Here is a 15,364-nt window from a genome sequence, read left to right as displayed (position 1 = left end):
TTCCAAGCAAGGGAGCTTCACATGAAGAAGAGCACGCAGGCGACCCTGGGAGTGGTCGCCGTCACCGGCATCACCGCCGCACTGGCCGGATGCTCCAGCAGCGGCGGTTCCGACGGCGACACCATTCGCGTCGCGTACCAAACCACCGCCACCTTCAACTCCATGCAGCTTCTCATGGAGGCCGCCAAAGAGCAGTTCGAAGCCGCCAACGAGGGCGTGACCGTCGAGCTCGTTCCGATCCAGGCCGAAGGCGCCGACTACTACACCAAGCTGGCGCTGATGAACGGCTCTGCGAGCACCGCCCCCGACGTGCAGTACGAAGACACCTTCAAGGTTCAATCAGACGCTGCTGCCGGATACCTCCTCCCCCTCGACGAGTACCTCGCCGAGTGGGAGGACTGGGACCAGTTCGCCGAAGGCGCCAAGCAGGCCGGCCTCGGCCCCGATGGCCAGACCTACGGCGTCTCGCTGGGCACCGACACGCGCGCACTCTGGTACAACACCGAGCTCTTCGAGCAGGCCGGCATCGACACCCCGTGGGAGCCGCAGAGCTGGGACGACGTCATGGACGCTGCGGAGAGGATCAAAGCCGCGCTGCCCGACGTCATCCCGATGAACCTCTACTCCGGCAAGGCCGCCGGAGAGGCCGCCTCCATGCAGGGCTTCCAGATGCTCCTGTCGGGCACGCCGGACTGGCTCTACGACTACGACACCCAGAAGTGGGTCGTCGGCAGCCAGGGTTTCAAGGACTCGCTGCAGTTCGTCGCCGACCTCTACCAGAACGAGCTCGGACCGACTCCGCAGCAGGCACTCGACCCGAACATCTTCACCAATGTCACCGCAGAGTGGCTGCCGAACGCCGAGCTCGCCATCGCGCTGGACGGATCCTGGCAGTCGGCGGCGTGGGTCGAAAGCGGAACCTCCCCGTGGCCGGAGTGGAGCGAGGTTCTCGACATCGCCCCGATGCCGACGCAGGATGGCCAGGAGCCCGGCGCGACGAGCATGTCCGGCGGCTGGACCCTCGCCCTCGGCGCGAACACCGACAACCCGAAACTGGCGTTCGACTTCCTCACCACGGCGCTGAACTACGACAATGCCCTGTCGTACGACGTCGACAACAGCCAGATCGCCGTGCGCGCGGACGTCGCCGAATCCACGGACTACATCGACGCGAACCCGAGTTTCGCCTTCTTCTCCAGCCTCGTCGAGGTCACGCACTTCCGGCCCGCCACGGAGGACTACGACCAGATCTCCAACGAGATCGTCGTCGCCATGGAGGCCGTCATGACCGGTCAGCAGAGCGTCGAGGACGCCGCCGCGGCATATGACGCCGCCGTGATCGGGATCGTCGGCGAAGAGAACACGCAGACGGCCGACTGATCGCATGACCACCACAGCCCCTCACGTCACACCGACGGGCTCGAGCACCCCGGGGTCGCGCGCCAAGGCGCGCGGCCTCCGGGTCGCCGGACGCTCGCTGCCGCTGCTGCCCGCGACGATCCTCCTGACGATCTTCCTCGTCGGTCCGATCATCGTGTCGCTGTGGGGCTCACTCACCGACGCGACACTCTCCGGCACGTCCGCCGTCTCGACGACCTTCGTCGGACTCGACAACTACGTCGCGCTCTTCCAGGACCCCGACTTCCCGATCGCGGTCGTCAACACCGTCGTCTTCGTCCTGTTCTCCGCCGTCATCGGTCAGAACATCCTCGGACTCGGGCTGGCATTCCTCATGCGGGGAGCGAGCCGCGTGGTCGGGGCGGTCGTCGGCACGATCGTGGTCACCGCGTGGGTGCTGCCGGAGATCGTCGCCGCGTTTGCCATGTACGCCTTCTTCCGCGACGACGGGTCCCTCAACACGGCACTCGAGCTCTTCGGGGTCCCCACGACGAGCTGGCTGTACGAGTTCCCCATGCTCATCGTGATCATCGCCAACATCTGGCGTGGAACGGCCTTCTCGATGATGGTCTATTCCGCCGCCCTCGCCGACGTCCCGCCGGAGATCACTGAGGCCGCCCAGATGGACGGCGCCAGCGGGGCCAAGCGCCTCTTCCTCATCACCATTCCGATGATCCGCCCGACGATCGCCACGAACTCCATGATCGTCACGCTCCAGACCCTCTCGGTGTTCACCCTCATCTTCGTCATGACCGGCGGAGGCCCGGGCGTGAACAGCACCACGCTGCCGATCCTCGCCTACCAGGAGGCCTTCAAGTTCGGCCAGCTCGGCTTCGGCACCGCGATCGCCACGATCATGCTGATCGTCGGAGCGGTCTTCTCGATCTTCTACATTCGCGCCCTGCGCTCGGAGACCCGCTGACATGACCACCTCGATGTCCTCCCCGAACCGCACCGGCATGCGCGCACTGTCCAACGGTGTGCTCATCGTCATCGGGCTGCTCTTCACGATCCCCTTGGTGTGGCTGATCACCGCCTCCCTCGATGCGGACCCGACCCTCGCGATCGGCATCCCCGAGGTGATCACCCTCGACAACTTCGCGGCAGTGCTGCAACCGGACCTCACCTTCATCCCGCTGTGGAACAGCATCCTGCTGTCGGGTTCGACCGCCCTGCTGACGGTCGTGTTCGCCGCCCTGGCCGCCTACCCGCTCTCGCGCTACAACATGCGGATCACCAAGCCCTACCTGTACGCGATCCTGTTCGGGACGTGCCTGCCGATCACGGCGATGATGGTCCCCGTCTACAGCCTGTTCGTGCAGTTGAACCTGATCGACTCCCTCGCCGGAACGACCCTGTTCATGACCGCCTCGTCCCTGCCGATCGCAATCTGGATGATGAAGAACTTCATGGACGGCGTACCCGTCGAGCTCGAAGAAGCCGCGTGGGTCGACGGCGCCTCGTCGATGCGGACCCTCACCCGCATCGTGCTGCCTCTCATGCGCCCGGGAATCGCGGTGGTCTTCATCTTCGTGTTCATCCAGGCATGGGGGAACTTCTTCGTCCCCTTCGTCCTGCTGCTGACCCCTTCGCTCCAACCGGCCGCCGTAAGCATCTTCAACTTCTTCGGGTCCTACGGAGCCGTCGCCTACGGCCAGCTCGCCGCCTACTCCATCGTGTATTCGCTGCCGGTGCTGCTGCTGTACGTCGTCATCCAGCGCGGCATCGGCGGATCGTCGGCGCTCGCCGGTGCCGTCAAGGGCTGACCCATCTTTCTTCCCCTCCCGTCCCGGAAAGGACGACCTCATGCACGACCGTACGGCTCTGGCCGAACTGCGCATCGACCGCTTCATCCGTGAACGCCTCCAGGCCAACATCCACCGGACCACCGCCCCGCTACAGGTGACCGCCTGGGAGGCCCCGGGGGAGCCTGTCTCCTTCGAAGAGGCCGCGGCGGGCGACTTCCAGCCCTTCGCCACCGGACATCTGTGGGGCCGCCCCTGGGGCACGACCTGGTTCCGGGTCACCGGCGACCTCCCACGCTCCTGGCGCGATGACCACGGGAGCCTGCCGGCGAACACCCGCGCTGAGGTCGTGATCGACCTCGGATTCACCAGCGGGCAGTCTGGATTCCAGTGCGAGGCACTGCTCTGGCGCCCCGAAGGAACCCCCCTTCGCGGCATCGCCCCGTTCAACAACGTCGCCGTCGAAGCAGTCTCCGACTCGGGATCCATCGACGTGTTCGTCGAGGCCGCATCCAACCCCGACGTCGGAAGCCTCTTCACCTTCGAGCCCACCGACGTGGGCGACCCGGAGACCGCCGGCACGGACCCTCTCTACCGACTGCGGCAGGTCGATGTGGCACTGCGCGACCTCGAGGTCTCCGCCCTCCTCGCCGACACCGTCGCGCTGCGCGGACTCGTCGCCGAACTGGATACCGGCTCCCCCCGTCGCGCCGAAGTCCTGGTCGCCCTCGAGCGGATGATCGACGCCGTCGATCCCCACGACGTCGCAGGCACCGCTTCCGCCGGACGCGCCGTCTTGGCGCCGCTGCTGGCACGCGGCGCGCACGACAGCGCCCACACCCTGCACGCGATCGGCCATGCGCATATCGACTCGGCCTGGCTGTGGCCGGTGCGCGAGACGGCCCGGAAGGTCTCCCGCACCTTCTCCAACGTGCTGTCACTGATGGACGAAGACCCCGACTTCGTGTTCGCGAGCTCTTCTGCACAACAGTTCGCGTGGATCAAACAGCACTACCCCGACCTCTGGGAACGTGTGAAGGCGCGTGTCGCCGAGGGCCGATTCATCCCCGTCGGCGGGATGTGGGTCGAGTCCGACACGAACATGCCCGGCGGCGAAGCCCTGGCCCGGCAGTTCGTCCAGGGCAAGGGCTTCTTCCAGCGCGAGTTCGGCATCGACACCCCTGAAGTGTGGCTGCCCGACTCCTTCGGCTACACCGGCTCCCTGCCGCAGATCGCCAAGGCCGCGGGCGCCCGCTGGTTCCTGACCCAGAAGATCTCGTGGAACGAGACCAACCGGATGCCGCACCACACGTTCCTGTGGGAAGGCATCGACGGCACGCGGCTATTCACGCATTTTCCGCCGGTGGACAAGTACAACTCCGACGTCTCATCGGCGGACCTCGCCCACGCCGAGCGCAACTACTCCGACAAGGGACGCGGGACGGTCTCGCTCCTGCCCTACGGGTACGGCGATGGCGGCGGCGGCCCGACCCGCGAGATGACGGCGATGGTGGCCCGCACCGAGTCGCTGGAGGGATCCCCGCGCGTCGTCCACTCCACCCCGCGCGCGTTCTTCGAGGCCGCGGAGAACGAGTATCCCTTGCCCGAGGTGTGGGCCGGCGAGCTGTACCTCGAGTTCCACCGCGGCACGTACACCAGCCAGCTGGCGACCAAACAGGGCAACCGCCGCTGCGAGCACCTGCTGCGCGAGGCCGAGCTGTGGGCGACCACCGCGTCGGTCCGCACGGGGGCGGCCTACCCCGCCGACCGTCTCGCCGAACTGTGGCAGACGGTCCTCCTCCAGCAGTTCCACGACATCCTGCCCGGCTCGTCGATCGCGTGGGTGCATAAGGACGCGGAGCGCAACTACGCCCACGTCGCCGCGGAACTCGAGAAGATCATCGGCGACAGTCTCCGAGCCCTCGCCGGTACCGGGTCGCGACGCCTCGAAGCCAACGCCGCACCGCACACCCGCGACGGGATCCCGGCCCTGGGCGCATCGGCCGCCACGCCGGCCGCACGGGTCACCCCGCTCGCGCACGACGACGGCTACGTGCTCGAGAACACGCGGGTCCGCGTGGTGATCGACGGGCGCGGCGTGCTCAGCAGCATCCGCGACCTCCGTGCCGACCGCGAAGTGGTCGCCCCAGGACGCGTCGCGGGGCTCCTTCAGCTCCACCGCGACACCCCGACCCAGTGGGATGCCTGGGACATCGACACGCACTACCGGCATCACGTCGAAGACCTCCTCGGTGCGGACGCGCTCGAGCTGGACGGCGATGCCGTCGTGGTGACGCGCTCCTTCGGCGACTCGCGCATCGTGTCGCGCATCTCGCTGGCCGCAGATTCGAGCGTGGTCGACTTCGACTTCGACATCGACTGGCACGAGCGCCAGAAGCTGCTGAAACTCGCATTCCCCGTCGACCTCCACACCGACAGCGCCGCCTCAGAGATCCAGTTCGGCCACATCGAGCGTCCGACCCACACCAACACGTCGTGGGACGCGGCACGCTTCGAAACCGTGGCACACCGATGGGTGCGCGTGGCCGAGCCCGACTTCGGCGTGGCCGTGGTCAACGACTCGACCTATGGTCACGACATCACCCGCGACGCGCGAGACGGCGGAGGGACCATCACCGACGTGCGACTCTCGCTCGTGCGCGGCGCCCTGTTCCCCGACCCTGGTCAAGACCAGGGCCGCCACGTGCTCCATGTCGGCCTGGTCGTCGGCGCGGACGTATCGGACGCGGTCGTCGAGGGGTACCGTGCGAACCTGCCCGTGCGCTCCGTCACGGACTCCGCCGTCGACGAGATCGCACCGCTGGTCTCCGTGGCGGACGCCGGGGTCGTCATCGAAGCCGTGAAGCTCGCTGAAGACGGATCGGGCGACGTCGTCGTGCGCCTCTACGAGGCCCTCGGCCGGCGAGCCCGGACGACCCTTTCATGGGGCTTCGCCCAATCCGGCACGCACGAGACCGACCTGCTCGAACGCCCCCTGCCCGCCGATGCGCTGACGGCCGAGTCGGAAGCCGTGGTCGAGCTGTCGCTGCGTCCGTTCCAGCTCGTCACGCTACGGGTCTCCCCCGCGCGCTGACGTTCCGCTGGAAACCGGGCCCGCCCTCTCCGGAGGATGGGCCCGGTTTCGTCGTCCACCCGGTATCCGACCGCCGTCCCGAACAACGAACGCCGCCCCGGAGGACGGCGTTCGACAGCGGGCTCACTCCCACTCGATCGCTGACGCGACCGAGTGCCACCGGCATCAATGCGAGCGGGAGCTCACTCCCACTCGATCGTCCCCGGGGGCTTGGACGTCACATCCAGCACCACCCGGTTGATGTCGCGCACCTCGTTGGTGATGCGGTTGGAGATCTTCGACAACACGTCGTAGGGCAGACGCGTCCAGTCCGCCGTCATGGCGTCCTCGCTCGAGACCGGACGCAGCACGATCGGGTGACCGTAGGTGCGCCCGTCCCCCTGCACCCCCACGGACCGCACGTCGGCGAGCAGCACCACCGGGCACTGCCAGATCTCACCGTCGAGGCCGGCCTTGGTCAGCTCCTCGCGGGCGATCGCGTCGGCGTCACGCAGGATCTCGAGACGGTCAGCGGTGACCTCACCCACGATCCGGATGCCGAGGCCGGGCCCCGGAAACGGCTGCCGGGAGACGATGACCTCGGGCAGTCCGAGCTCCCGGCCGATCGCGCGCACCTCGTCCTTGAACAGCGTCCGAAGCGGCTCGACGAGTTCGAACTGCAGGTCTTCGGGGAGCCCGCCGACGTTGTGGTGGCTCTTGATGTTGGCCGTGCCGGTTCCGCCGCCGGACTCCACGACGTCGGGGTACAGCGTGCCCTGGACGAGGAAGCGGATCGGCTCCCCCTCGGCTGCCGCTTCGGCGATGAGGTCGGCCTGCGCCTTCTCGAACGACCGGATGAACTCCCGGCCGATGATCTTTCGCTTCTGCTCGGGGTCGCTCACGCCCTCCAGAGCGGAGAGGAACTGCTCGCGCGCATCCACGGTGACCAGACGCACCCCGGTCGAGGCGACATAGTCCTGCTCGACCTGTTCGCGCTCGCCCTTGCGGAGGAGCCCGTGGTCGACGAAGACCGCGACCAGCTGGTCGCCGACCGCTTCGTGCACCAGAGCCGTCGAGACGGCCGAATCGACCCCACCGGACAGGGCGGACAGCACGCGGCCGGTGCCGACCTGCGCGCGGATCTTCTCCACCTGCTCGGCGATGACGTTGCCGCTGTTCCAGTCGGCAGGGAGCCCCGCCGCCTTGTGCAGGAAGTTCTCCAGCACGGCCTGGCCGTGATCGCTGTGCTTGACCTCCGGATGCCACTGCACGCCGTACATGCGGCGCTCGTCGTTCCCGAACGCCGCGACCGGCGTCGCTTCCGTCGAGGCCAGCACGTCGAAGCCGTCGGGCGCGCGGGAGACCTGGTCGCCGTGGCTCATCCAGACGTTCTGCGTGGCCGGCTGTCCGCCCAGCAGCACGCCGCCCTCACCCGCGAGAGCGGCGTCGGTCGCGCCGTACTCGCGAAGACCCGTGTTGGCGACCTCGCCGCCGAGCGCACGGGCCATCACCTGGAAGCCGTAGCAGATACCGAGTGTGGGCACACCGAGGTCGAACACGCCTGCGTCGAGCGAGGGCGCGCCCTCCTCGTACACCGACGAGGGCCCTCCAGACAGGATGATCCCGAGCGGGTTGCGGGCCGCGATCTCGGCGGCGGATGCGGTGTGCGGCACGATTTCGCTGTAGACGCCGGCCTCGCGCACACGGCGGGCGATCAGCTGGGCGTACTGCGCACCGAAGTCGACGACGAGCACCGGCCGGAACTCGGTGTCGCCCTCGAGCGCGGGGCTGGTCTCAGCGCCGTCGAACGTGTCGGCGCGGTCGATGTGGTCGGGGGATTCTGTCACCGGTGGTTCTCCGTGGGAATCTCGTGGGTCAGCGTCGAGTGGGCGGCGTGGGTGTGGAGCTCGGCGTCTTCGCGGCTGCGCAGGTAGTCCTTGACCTCGCGGGCGACACGGGCCTCCATGAAGAACGACAGGAGCGGAACGATGCCGCCGAGGGCCAGGGTGATGAAGCGCCCGAACCGCCACCGCATGAGACTCCAGATGCGGAAGCAGGCGAACAGGTACACCACGTAGAACCAGCCGTGCGCGACGAGGATGAACAGCGAGATGTTCAGCCCGTCGCCGGTCGAGATCATCTCGCAGTCGTTCGTCGAGGGCGCGAACAACGACCACCACTGGCAGTCGGCGCCCGGGATGACGGTCGCGAACCACAGCGCTCCACCGGAACCCCCAGCGAACAGCTCGACGTGCAGCGGCGTGTACTTCAGGATCATCTCCGCCACCAGCAGCAACAGGCCGACCCCGGTGATGATCGACGCCACCTGGTAGAACTTCAGAGCGCCGCGGATCGCCGGGAACGAGGAGAGTTTCGGGGCGCGCGGCATGTCTTGATTCTACTCGTCACGCCTGGGCGGCCGATCCGCGCGACCCGTCGGCGGCCGCGTCCTCGATGTCCTCGACCTCCTTCTCCCACGCGTCGCGGGCCAGGCGGTACCACATGTAGAACGCGAAGCCCGCGAAGATCGCCCATTCGGCGGCGTAGAAGACGTTCAGCCAGTTGACGCCGGCCCCCTGGTCGGGCGGCCGTGTCGTGATGTCCTCGAGCGGGCCGGACGCGGTCTCGGACACGAGGTACGGCCGGTAGACATCCAGATCTTCCACATCGCTCCAGCGGCTGAGGAGCGCCGCGGGCGACATACGCGTCAGGGTGGACGGATCGGCGCTCTGCGGCGGCGGGACAGGGCCCTCGTCAGAGATCAGTCGGCCGGTGATCGCGAGCGCCGCAGCATCGGGCGCGCGGGTCGCGGCCGTTTCGGCCAACTCATCCATGGCGGCCAACGCCTGCTCCACGGTCGCCGCCCACCCCACGGCCACGGCGACAGAGGTCGGCTCGTCCGCCGTCGCCACCCGGAACTGCCCGGTCACCCAGTACCCCTCGACCCCGTCGTTGAACCGGGAGGAGACGATGACGAAGTCGTCGGCGACGAACTCGCCGGTGACCGTGACGCGTTGGCCGACCAGGGGCTCGGGGAGGTACTCCCCCGGCGGCACGACCTCGTCGATCGGCTGCACCTGCTCGGTGACGCCCTCGGGGAGCGGCTGCATGTCGATCGCACGTGCGAGCTGCCACTGGCCGAGCCACGCGAAGACCCCGGCGACCACCAGACACAGGCCGAGGACGCCGAGCCACTGCGGCCGCAGCATGACCTCGCGCAGCGTCGGGGGGAAGACCTCCGGTGGCGCCGGGTCGGTGTCGGGTGCGGTCATCCTGCGTGATAAGGCGCGACGACGACCTCGCAGCGCTGGAATTCCTTGAGATCGGAGTATCCGGTGGTGGCCATCGACTTCTTCAGCGCACCGATGAGGTTCACGGTGCCGTCGGCGACCGGGGCCGGGCCGTAGAGCACCGCTTCGAGGGTCGCGAGCTGGTTCACCGCGACGCGTCGGCCGCGCGGGAGCTTCGGGTGATGCGCTTCGGGCCCCCAGTGGTAGCCGAGGCCGGGAGCATCGGTGGCGCGGGCCAGGGCGACGCCGAGCATGACCGCGTCCGCCCCCATCGCCAGAGCCTTCACGACGTCTCCCGAGGTGCCGACACCGCCGTCCGCGATGACGTGCACGTAGCGTCCGCCCGACTCATCGAGGTAGTCGCGACGAGCGCCCGCCACGTCGGCGACGGCGGTGGCCATCGGGGCGTGGATGCCGAGGGTCGCCCGGGTCGACGAGCTCGCCCCGCCGCCGAAACCGACGAGCACGCCGGCGGCGCCGGTGCGCATCAGGTGGAGAGCCGCGGTGTAGGTGGCCGCACCGCCGACGATGACCGGCACATCCAGGTCGTAGATGAACTTCTTGAGGTTCAGCGGGGCCGCAACGGACGAGACATGCTCGGCGGAGACGGTGGTGCCGCGGATGACGAACAGGTCCACCCCCGCGGCGACGACCGTCTCGTACAGCTCCTGCGTGCGCTGCGGGGTGAGCGATCCCGCCACGGTGACGCCCGCGGCGCGGATCTCGGCGATCCGGTCGCGGACGAGCTCGGGCTTGATCGGCTCGGCGTACAGCTCTTGCATGCGACGCGTGGCCTGCTCGTCGGGCAGCGACGCGATCTCGGCCAGGAGCGGCTCCGGGTCGTCATAGCGGGTCCACAGACCCTCGAGGTCGAGCACGCCGAGTCCGCCGAGCTGACCGAGCATGATGGCCGTCTTGGGGCTGACCACCGAGTCCATCGGCGCGCCGAGGACGGGGATGTCGAACTGGAACGCGTCGATCGTCCACGCCGTCGAGACGTCTTCGGGGTTGCGCGTGCGGCGGGAGGGCACGACGGCGAGGTCGTCGAACGTGTATGCGCGGCGGGCGCGCTTCGCGCGGCCGATCTCGATCTCCATGCTCACCGGGCCAGCCTACCGGGACCGCCCGACGCCCGCCGCGCCGCCCGCCCGCATCCCCTGTCGGCACCCTCATGCCGATGTCGGAGAATCGGCCCGATGTCGGAGAATGCCGCGTCGATCCTCCGACATGCACGCGATTCTCCGACATCGCGGAGAGGGATGCGCGGGTCAGGCCGCGGAGTATCGTCCCTGCGCCTCAGCGCGGGCGCGCTTCTTCGCGGCCTCGGCCTCGCGATTCTTCGGCGGCGCATGGGTGACGAGATCATCGAGAAGGTGCTGCGTCGCATGCGCGATGTCGGCGACAGCACGATCGAACGCCTCGCGGTTGGCCGCGGACGGCTTCGAGGTCCCCGCGATCTTGCGCACGTACTGCAACGCTGCCGCGTGCACCTCTTCGCCCGTCGCCGCCGGCTCAAAGTTGTGGAGCGTGTGGATGTTCCGGCACATGCCGCCGAGGGTACGCCCCGTCCGGCCCCGCGTCACCCCGTGCCCCCTGCTCCGGGGATCCTCAATGCCGATGTCGGAGAATCGGCCCGATGTCGGAGACTGCCGCGTCGATCCTCCGACATGCACGCGATTCTCCGACATCGGCGGAGGGATGCCCGGGTCGGCGCTCGGAGCGACCCGGGTCAGCGCTTGTAGTTGGGGGCCTCGACCACGATCTGCACGTCGTGGGGGTGTGATTCCTTCAGCCCCGCCGAGGTGATCCGCACGAAACGGCCCTTCGACTTGAGCTCGTCGATGGTGCGCGCGCCGACGTAGAACATCGACTGACGCAGGCCGCCGACCAGCTGGTACGCGACAGCCGAGACCGGGCCGCGGTAGGCGACCTGACCCTCGATCCCCTCGGGGATGAGCTTGTCGTCGTTGGGGACATCGGCCTGGAAGTACCGGTCCTTCGAATAGGAGGTCTTCTTGCCGCGCGTCTGCAGCGCGCCGAGCGAGCCCATCCCGCGGTACAGCTTGAACTGCTTGCCGCCCTGGAAGACGACCTCGCCCGGAGACTCGTCGGTCCCGGCCAGGAGCGAACCGAGCATGACGCTCTCGGCGCCGGCGACGAGCGCCTTGGCGATGTCGCCGGAGTACTGCAGACCGCCGTCGGCGATCACCGGCACCCCGGCCTCGCGGGCGGCCAGCGACGCCTCGTAGATGGCCGTCACCTGCGGCACGCCGACGCCGGCCACGATGCGGGTGGTGCAGATCGATCCCGGGCCGACGCCGACCTTGACCGCATCCACACCCGCGTCGATCAGCGCCTGAGCACCCTCGCGGGTCGCCACGTTCCCGCCGATGACGTCGATGTGGTCGAACGACGAATCCGCCTTGATGCGACGGACCATGTCGATGACTCCCGCGGACTGACCGTTGGCGGTGTCGACGACCACGACGTCGACGCCCGCATCGCGGAGGGCCTCGGCGCGTTCCCACGCGTCCCCGAAGAACCCGATGGCGGCGCCGACCCGCAAGCGTCCGTGCTCGTCCTTGGTCGCCAGCGGGTACTTCTCGCTCTTGTCGAAGTCCTTGATCGTGATGAGTCCGGCCAACCGGCCTTCGTCGTCGATGAGCGGAAGCTTCTCGACGCGGTGCTCGGCGAACAGCGCGATGACCTCGTTCGCGCCGATCCCCACCTTCGCCGTGACCAGGCCCTCGCTGGTCATGACGTCTTTGACGAGGGTGGTCTGCCGCTCGAAGCCCGACACGAAGCGCATGTCGCGGTTGGTGACGATGCCCACGAGACGCCCGTCGTCGTCGACCACGGGCAGCCCCGAGATGCGGTACTGCGCGCACAGCCCGTCGACCTCTTCGATGGTCGCGTCGGGCGTGGTCGTGATCGGGTCGGTGATCATGCCCGACTCACTGCGCTTGACGCGGTCGACCATCGCGGCCTGATCGGCGATGGAGAGGTTGCGGTGGATGATGCCGATGCCGCCCTCACGCGCGATCGCGATCGCGAGCCGCGTTTCGGTGACGGTGTCCATCGCCGCCGAGATGAGGGGGGTCGCCACGGTGATACGGCGGGTGACACGACTGGAGGTGTCCGCCTCGCTCGGGATCACGTCGGTGTGTCCCGGAAGAAGCAGGACATCGTCGTAGGTCAGTCCGACGAAGCCGAAGGGGTCGTGGTGCTCCATGGGTCCTCCTGCGCCGTGACGGACGGGCGCGTGCAGATCGGGGATGTCGACGGCCGAGGCGAAAAGCCGGCGTCTCGATTCTAAGGCGCGCAGGTCGTCATTCATTCCCGCCTCTTTAGGATGCGACGCTCGCGAAGACAAGGGGTTGCGGGAGCGCTCTCTTGTATCGAGATCAAAAAGTGATCCATGCCACGAATGTGTTGTTGGCCTGAAACAACGGCGACACATTACGCTCGTACCGTCGATCATCACAGCCGATGCGACTCGAAGCTTCGGTGCGCTGATGTGCCGAACTGGGAGGTTCAGTGAGTCCTTCGACCACGATCGCGACGCCACGATCGCGTCTGCGCGCGATATCGGTCGTCTTCGGTCTGATGCTGGCGCTGCTGGGCGTCCTCGCGGCCGCGACACCGGCGAGCGCTGCAGAAGGCGACCCGTATCGCATCAGCGGAAACGTCCAACTCGACGGTGAGCCGTTGCCCGGCGTCGTCCTCGTCATCGACGGGCCCGGCGGCGCGCAGGAGGTGGAGACGGACGAGAACGGCCAGTGGAGCGTGCAGGTCCCCGAGCGCGGTGATGAGAACGAATACACCGTGACCCTGGACGAGAACTCCCTACCCGAAGGCATCGCGGTCGTCGACCCCGAGGACGACACCCCGAACGTGCTCGAAGTGGTCGTCGGCCCCGGCGGATTCGCGGCGGTCAACTTCTTCATCGGCGAGGGCGAGCGCAACGTCACCTCCTTCTTCGACCAACTCGTCCAGCGGGTCGTGCAGGGCATCAGCTTCGGCCTCATGCTCGCCCTCGCGGCGGTCGGCCTGACCCTGGTCTACGGCACGACCGGCATCTCGAACTTCGCGCACGGCGAGATGGTCACCTTCGGCGCGATCGTCGCCTTCGTCCTGGTCGGCCCCGCGAGCCTCGCCCTCCCCTGGTGGCTGGGCTACCCGCTGGCGGTCGTGTTGAGTGCGGCTCTCGGGCTCGTGATGGATGCGGCGCTGTGGCGGCCCCTCCGTCGGCGCCGGGTCGGTGTGGTGCAGCTGATGATCGTCAGCATCGGCTTGTCCCTGGCCCTTCGCTACACGTTCCAGTTCTTCATCGGCGGCGGCACGGCACAGCTGCCGGGCGCCTCGGCACCGAAGATCCCGCTGTTCGGCGCGGTCCAGATGAGCGTGATCGACCTGGCATCGATCGTCATCTCGATCGTCGTGATCATCATCTTCGCCCTGTGGCTGACGCGGTCGCGGATCGGAAAGGCGACGCGGGCGATCTCCGACAATCCCTCCCTGGCGGCCGCCTCCGGCATCGACGTCGACTACGTCGTGCGCGTGGTGTGGGTGCTCGCCGGAGCCCTCGCGGGCCTCGCGGGCATCCTGTACGCCTACTACCGCCCCGGCATCCGCTGGGACATGGGGGCTCAGCTGCTGCTGCTGATGTTCGCGGCGGTCGTCCTCGGCGGCCTCGGCACCGCATACGGCGCCCTCATCGGCGCGCTCATCGTCGGCATCGTCGTCGAGGCGTCGAGCCTGTGGATCCCGTCGGATCTGAAGTTCGCCAGCGGACTGTTCATCCTCATCGTGATCCTGCTGTTCCGACCACAGGGCATCCTCGGTCGACGCGAGAGAATAGGTTAGGCGCAGACAATGGACTGGCTTCAGATCCTCTCCAACTCGGCAAGCTCGATTCTGAGCCCTGCCACCATCGGCTACGCCCTCGCGGCGCTCGGCCTCGCGATGCACTTCGGCTACGGCGGCCTGATCAACATGGGTATCGCCGGGTTCATGGCCATCGGCGCATACGGCTATGCGATCTCGGTCCTCACCTTCGGGCTGCCGTGGTGGCTCGCGGCGATCCTGGGGCTGGTGGCCGCGGCGATCTTCGCGCTGATCCTCGGCATCCCGACGCTGCGGCTGCGAGGCGACTACCTGGCGATCGTCACGATCGCCGCGGCGGAGGTGGTGCGACTGCTGTTCCTCACCACCGCGTTCGACGACGTCACCGGTTCGGCCGACGGGCTGAGCGGCTACCACGCGAGCTTCCGCGCATCCAATCCGATTCCGGACGGCACGTACGGGTTCGGGCCGTGGACGTACAACGAGACCCAGTGGTGGGTGCGCATCATGGGCCTGCTGACCCTCGCGTTCGCGGTGCTGGTGGTGTGGATGCTCACGCACAGCCCCTGGGGACGCGCCCTGAAGGGCATCCGCGAGGACGAGGACGCCGTGCGCTCGCTCGGCAAGAACGTCTTCGCCTACAAGATGCAGACCCTCGTGCTCGGCGGTGTGATCGCCGCCGCGGGAGGCATCGTCTACGCCCTGCCCGCGGCCATCAGCCCCGGCGTGTACGTGACGTCGCTGACGTTCTTCGTGTGGACCGCTCTCCTGCTCGGTGGCGCCGCCACCGTGTTCGGTCCGCTTCTCGGGTCGCTCATCTTCTGGGTGCTGCAGACCTTCCTCTCCAACGTCCTTCCCGCGATGGCCTCGGCCGGTCTGCTGTTCGGCATGTCGTCCATCCAGGCGGCGACGCTGCGATTCATCCTCGTGGGCGTGGCTCTCATGCTGCTGGTGATCTTCATGCCGCAGGGCCTGCTCGGCAACAAGAAGGAGCTGACCTTTGTCAAGTGATA

The 15,364-nt window shown here is 68.0% G+C and carries 12 protein-coding genes; 6 read left to right on the top strand and 6 right to left on the bottom strand.

Features of this window, described 5'->3' with window-relative positions; all coding sequences use genetic code 11:
• The first annotated feature begins 21 nt into the window (after positions 1-21).
• The 4 genes from RZO50_RS07725 to RZO50_RS07710 are packed head-to-tail and all read left to right on the top strand — an operon-like array spanning position 22 to position 6,237.
• Positions 22-1,380, top strand: coding sequence for an extracellular solute-binding protein (locus tag RZO50_RS07725; RefSeq protein ID WP_322599131.1), 1,359 nt, complete (start codon positions 22-24; stop codon positions 1,378-1,380).
• Between the two features lie 4 nt (positions 1,381-1,384).
• Positions 1,385-2,320, top strand: a complete 936-nt coding sequence (locus tag RZO50_RS07720; RefSeq protein WP_322599130.1) for a carbohydrate ABC transporter permease — start codon at positions 1,385-1,387, stop codon at positions 2,318-2,320.
• Between the two features lies 1 nt (position 2,321).
• A complete protein-coding gene (locus RZO50_RS07715) occupies positions 2,322-3,164 on the top strand; it encodes a carbohydrate ABC transporter permease (RefSeq protein ID WP_322599129.1) in 843 nt (280 codons plus the stop codon).
• A gap of 40 nt (positions 3,165-3,204) precedes the next feature.
• Positions 3,205-6,237 carry an alpha-mannosidase gene (locus tag RZO50_RS07710; protein WP_322599128.1) on the top strand — a complete coding sequence of 1,011 codons (3,033 nt, stop codon included), beginning with the start codon at positions 3,205-3,207 and terminating at the stop codon, positions 6,235-6,237.
• 182 nt (positions 6,238-6,419) lie between these two features.
• Here RZO50_RS07710 and guaA read toward each other — a convergent pair whose 3' ends face one another.
• From guaA to guaB, 6 genes are all read right to left on the bottom strand, one after another.
• Positions 6,420-7,970: a glutamine-hydrolyzing GMP synthase gene (guaA, locus tag RZO50_RS07705; RefSeq protein WP_322599574.1), complete on the bottom strand. Its 1,551-nt coding sequence runs from the start codon at positions 7,968-7,970 to the stop codon at positions 6,420-6,422.
• Between the two features lie 89 nt (positions 7,971-8,059).
• Positions 8,060-8,605, bottom strand: a complete 546-nt coding sequence (locus tag RZO50_RS07700; RefSeq protein WP_322599127.1) for a DUF3817 domain-containing protein — start codon at positions 8,603-8,605, stop codon at positions 8,060-8,062.
• A 16-nt stretch (positions 8,606-8,621) separates the two neighbouring features.
• Positions 8,622-9,425, bottom strand: a complete 804-nt coding sequence (locus RZO50_RS07695; protein WP_322599573.1) for an SURF1 family protein — start codon at positions 9,423-9,425, stop codon at positions 8,622-8,624.
• Between the two features lie 59 nt (positions 9,426-9,484).
• Positions 9,485-10,603 (bottom strand): GuaB3 family IMP dehydrogenase-related protein, encoded by a 1,119-nt coding sequence (locus RZO50_RS07690; RefSeq protein WP_322599572.1) that lies wholly within the window; start codon positions 10,601-10,603, stop codon positions 9,485-9,487.
• Between the two features lie 171 nt (positions 10,604-10,774).
• On the bottom strand, positions 10,775-11,053 hold the full coding sequence (locus RZO50_RS07685; RefSeq protein ID WP_322599126.1) for a DUF2277 domain-containing protein: 279 nt from the start codon (positions 11,051-11,053) through the stop codon (positions 10,775-10,777).
• 182 nt (positions 11,054-11,235) lie between these two features.
• On the bottom strand, positions 11,236-12,738 hold the full coding sequence (gene guaB, locus RZO50_RS07680) for an IMP dehydrogenase (protein ID WP_322599125.1): 1,503 nt from the start codon (positions 12,736-12,738) through the stop codon (positions 11,236-11,238).
• 374 nt (positions 12,739-13,112) lie between these two features.
• Between guaB and RZO50_RS07675 the strand changes: the two genes are divergently transcribed.
• Entirely contained in the window at positions 13,113-14,372 is a 1,260-nt protein-coding gene (locus tag RZO50_RS07675) for a branched-chain amino acid ABC transporter permease (RefSeq protein ID WP_322599571.1), read from the top strand.
• A 9-nt stretch (positions 14,373-14,381) separates the two neighbouring features.
• The gene (locus RZO50_RS07670) at positions 14,382-15,362 is read left to right on the top strand and encodes a branched-chain amino acid ABC transporter permease (protein ID WP_322599124.1); all 981 of its coding nucleotides are present in this window, start codon (positions 14,382-14,384) and stop codon (positions 15,360-15,362) included.
• Positions 15,363-15,364: the final 2 nt, after the last annotated feature.

The sequence above is a fragment of the Microbacterium xanthum genome (genome assembly GCF_034531355.1).
GTDB lineage: Bacteria > Actinomycetota > Actinomycetes > Actinomycetales > Microbacteriaceae > Microbacterium > Microbacterium xanthum.
This window is presented reverse-complemented; position numbering and strand designations above follow the sequence as displayed.

Bases quoted from the DNA above. Each gene is read 5' to 3' on its own strand.
- RZO50_RS07675 (WP_322599571.1), top strand. From the start codon at position 13,113: ATGCTGGCGCTGCTGGGCGTCCTCGCGGCCGCGACACCGGCGAGCGCT.
- RZO50_RS07690 (WP_322599572.1), bottom strand. From the start codon at position 10,603: ATGGAGATCGAGATCGGCCGCGCGAAGCGCGCCCGCCGCGCATACACG.
- RZO50_RS07715 (WP_322599129.1), top strand. From the start codon at position 2,322: ATGACCACCTCGATGTCCTCCCCGAACCGCACCGGCATGCGCGCACTG.
- guaB (WP_322599125.1), bottom strand. From the start codon at position 12,738: ATGGAGCACCACGACCCCTTCGGCTTCGTCGGACTGACCTACGACGAT.
- RZO50_RS07700 (WP_322599127.1), bottom strand. From the start codon at position 8,605: ATGCCGCGCGCCCCGAAACTCTCCTCGTTCCCGGCGATCCGCGGCGCT.
- RZO50_RS07720 (WP_322599130.1), top strand. From the start codon at position 1,385: ATGACCACCACAGCCCCTCACGTCACACCGACGGGCTCGAGCACCCCG.
- RZO50_RS07670 (WP_322599124.1), top strand. From the start codon at position 14,382: ATGGACTGGCTTCAGATCCTCTCCAACTCGGCAAGCTCGATTCTGAGC.
- RZO50_RS07695 (WP_322599573.1), bottom strand. From the start codon at position 9,425: ATGCTGCGGCCGCAGTGGCTCGGCGTCCTCGGCCTGTGTCTGGTGGTC.
- RZO50_RS07725 (WP_322599131.1), top strand. From the start codon at position 22: ATGAAGAAGAGCACGCAGGCGACCCTGGGAGTGGTCGCCGTCACCGGC.
- RZO50_RS07710 (WP_322599128.1), top strand. From the start codon at position 3,205: ATGCACGACCGTACGGCTCTGGCCGAACTGCGCATCGACCGCTTCATC.
- RZO50_RS07685 (WP_322599126.1), bottom strand. From the start codon at position 11,053: ATGTGCCGGAACATCCACACGCTCCACAACTTTGAGCCGGCGGCGACG.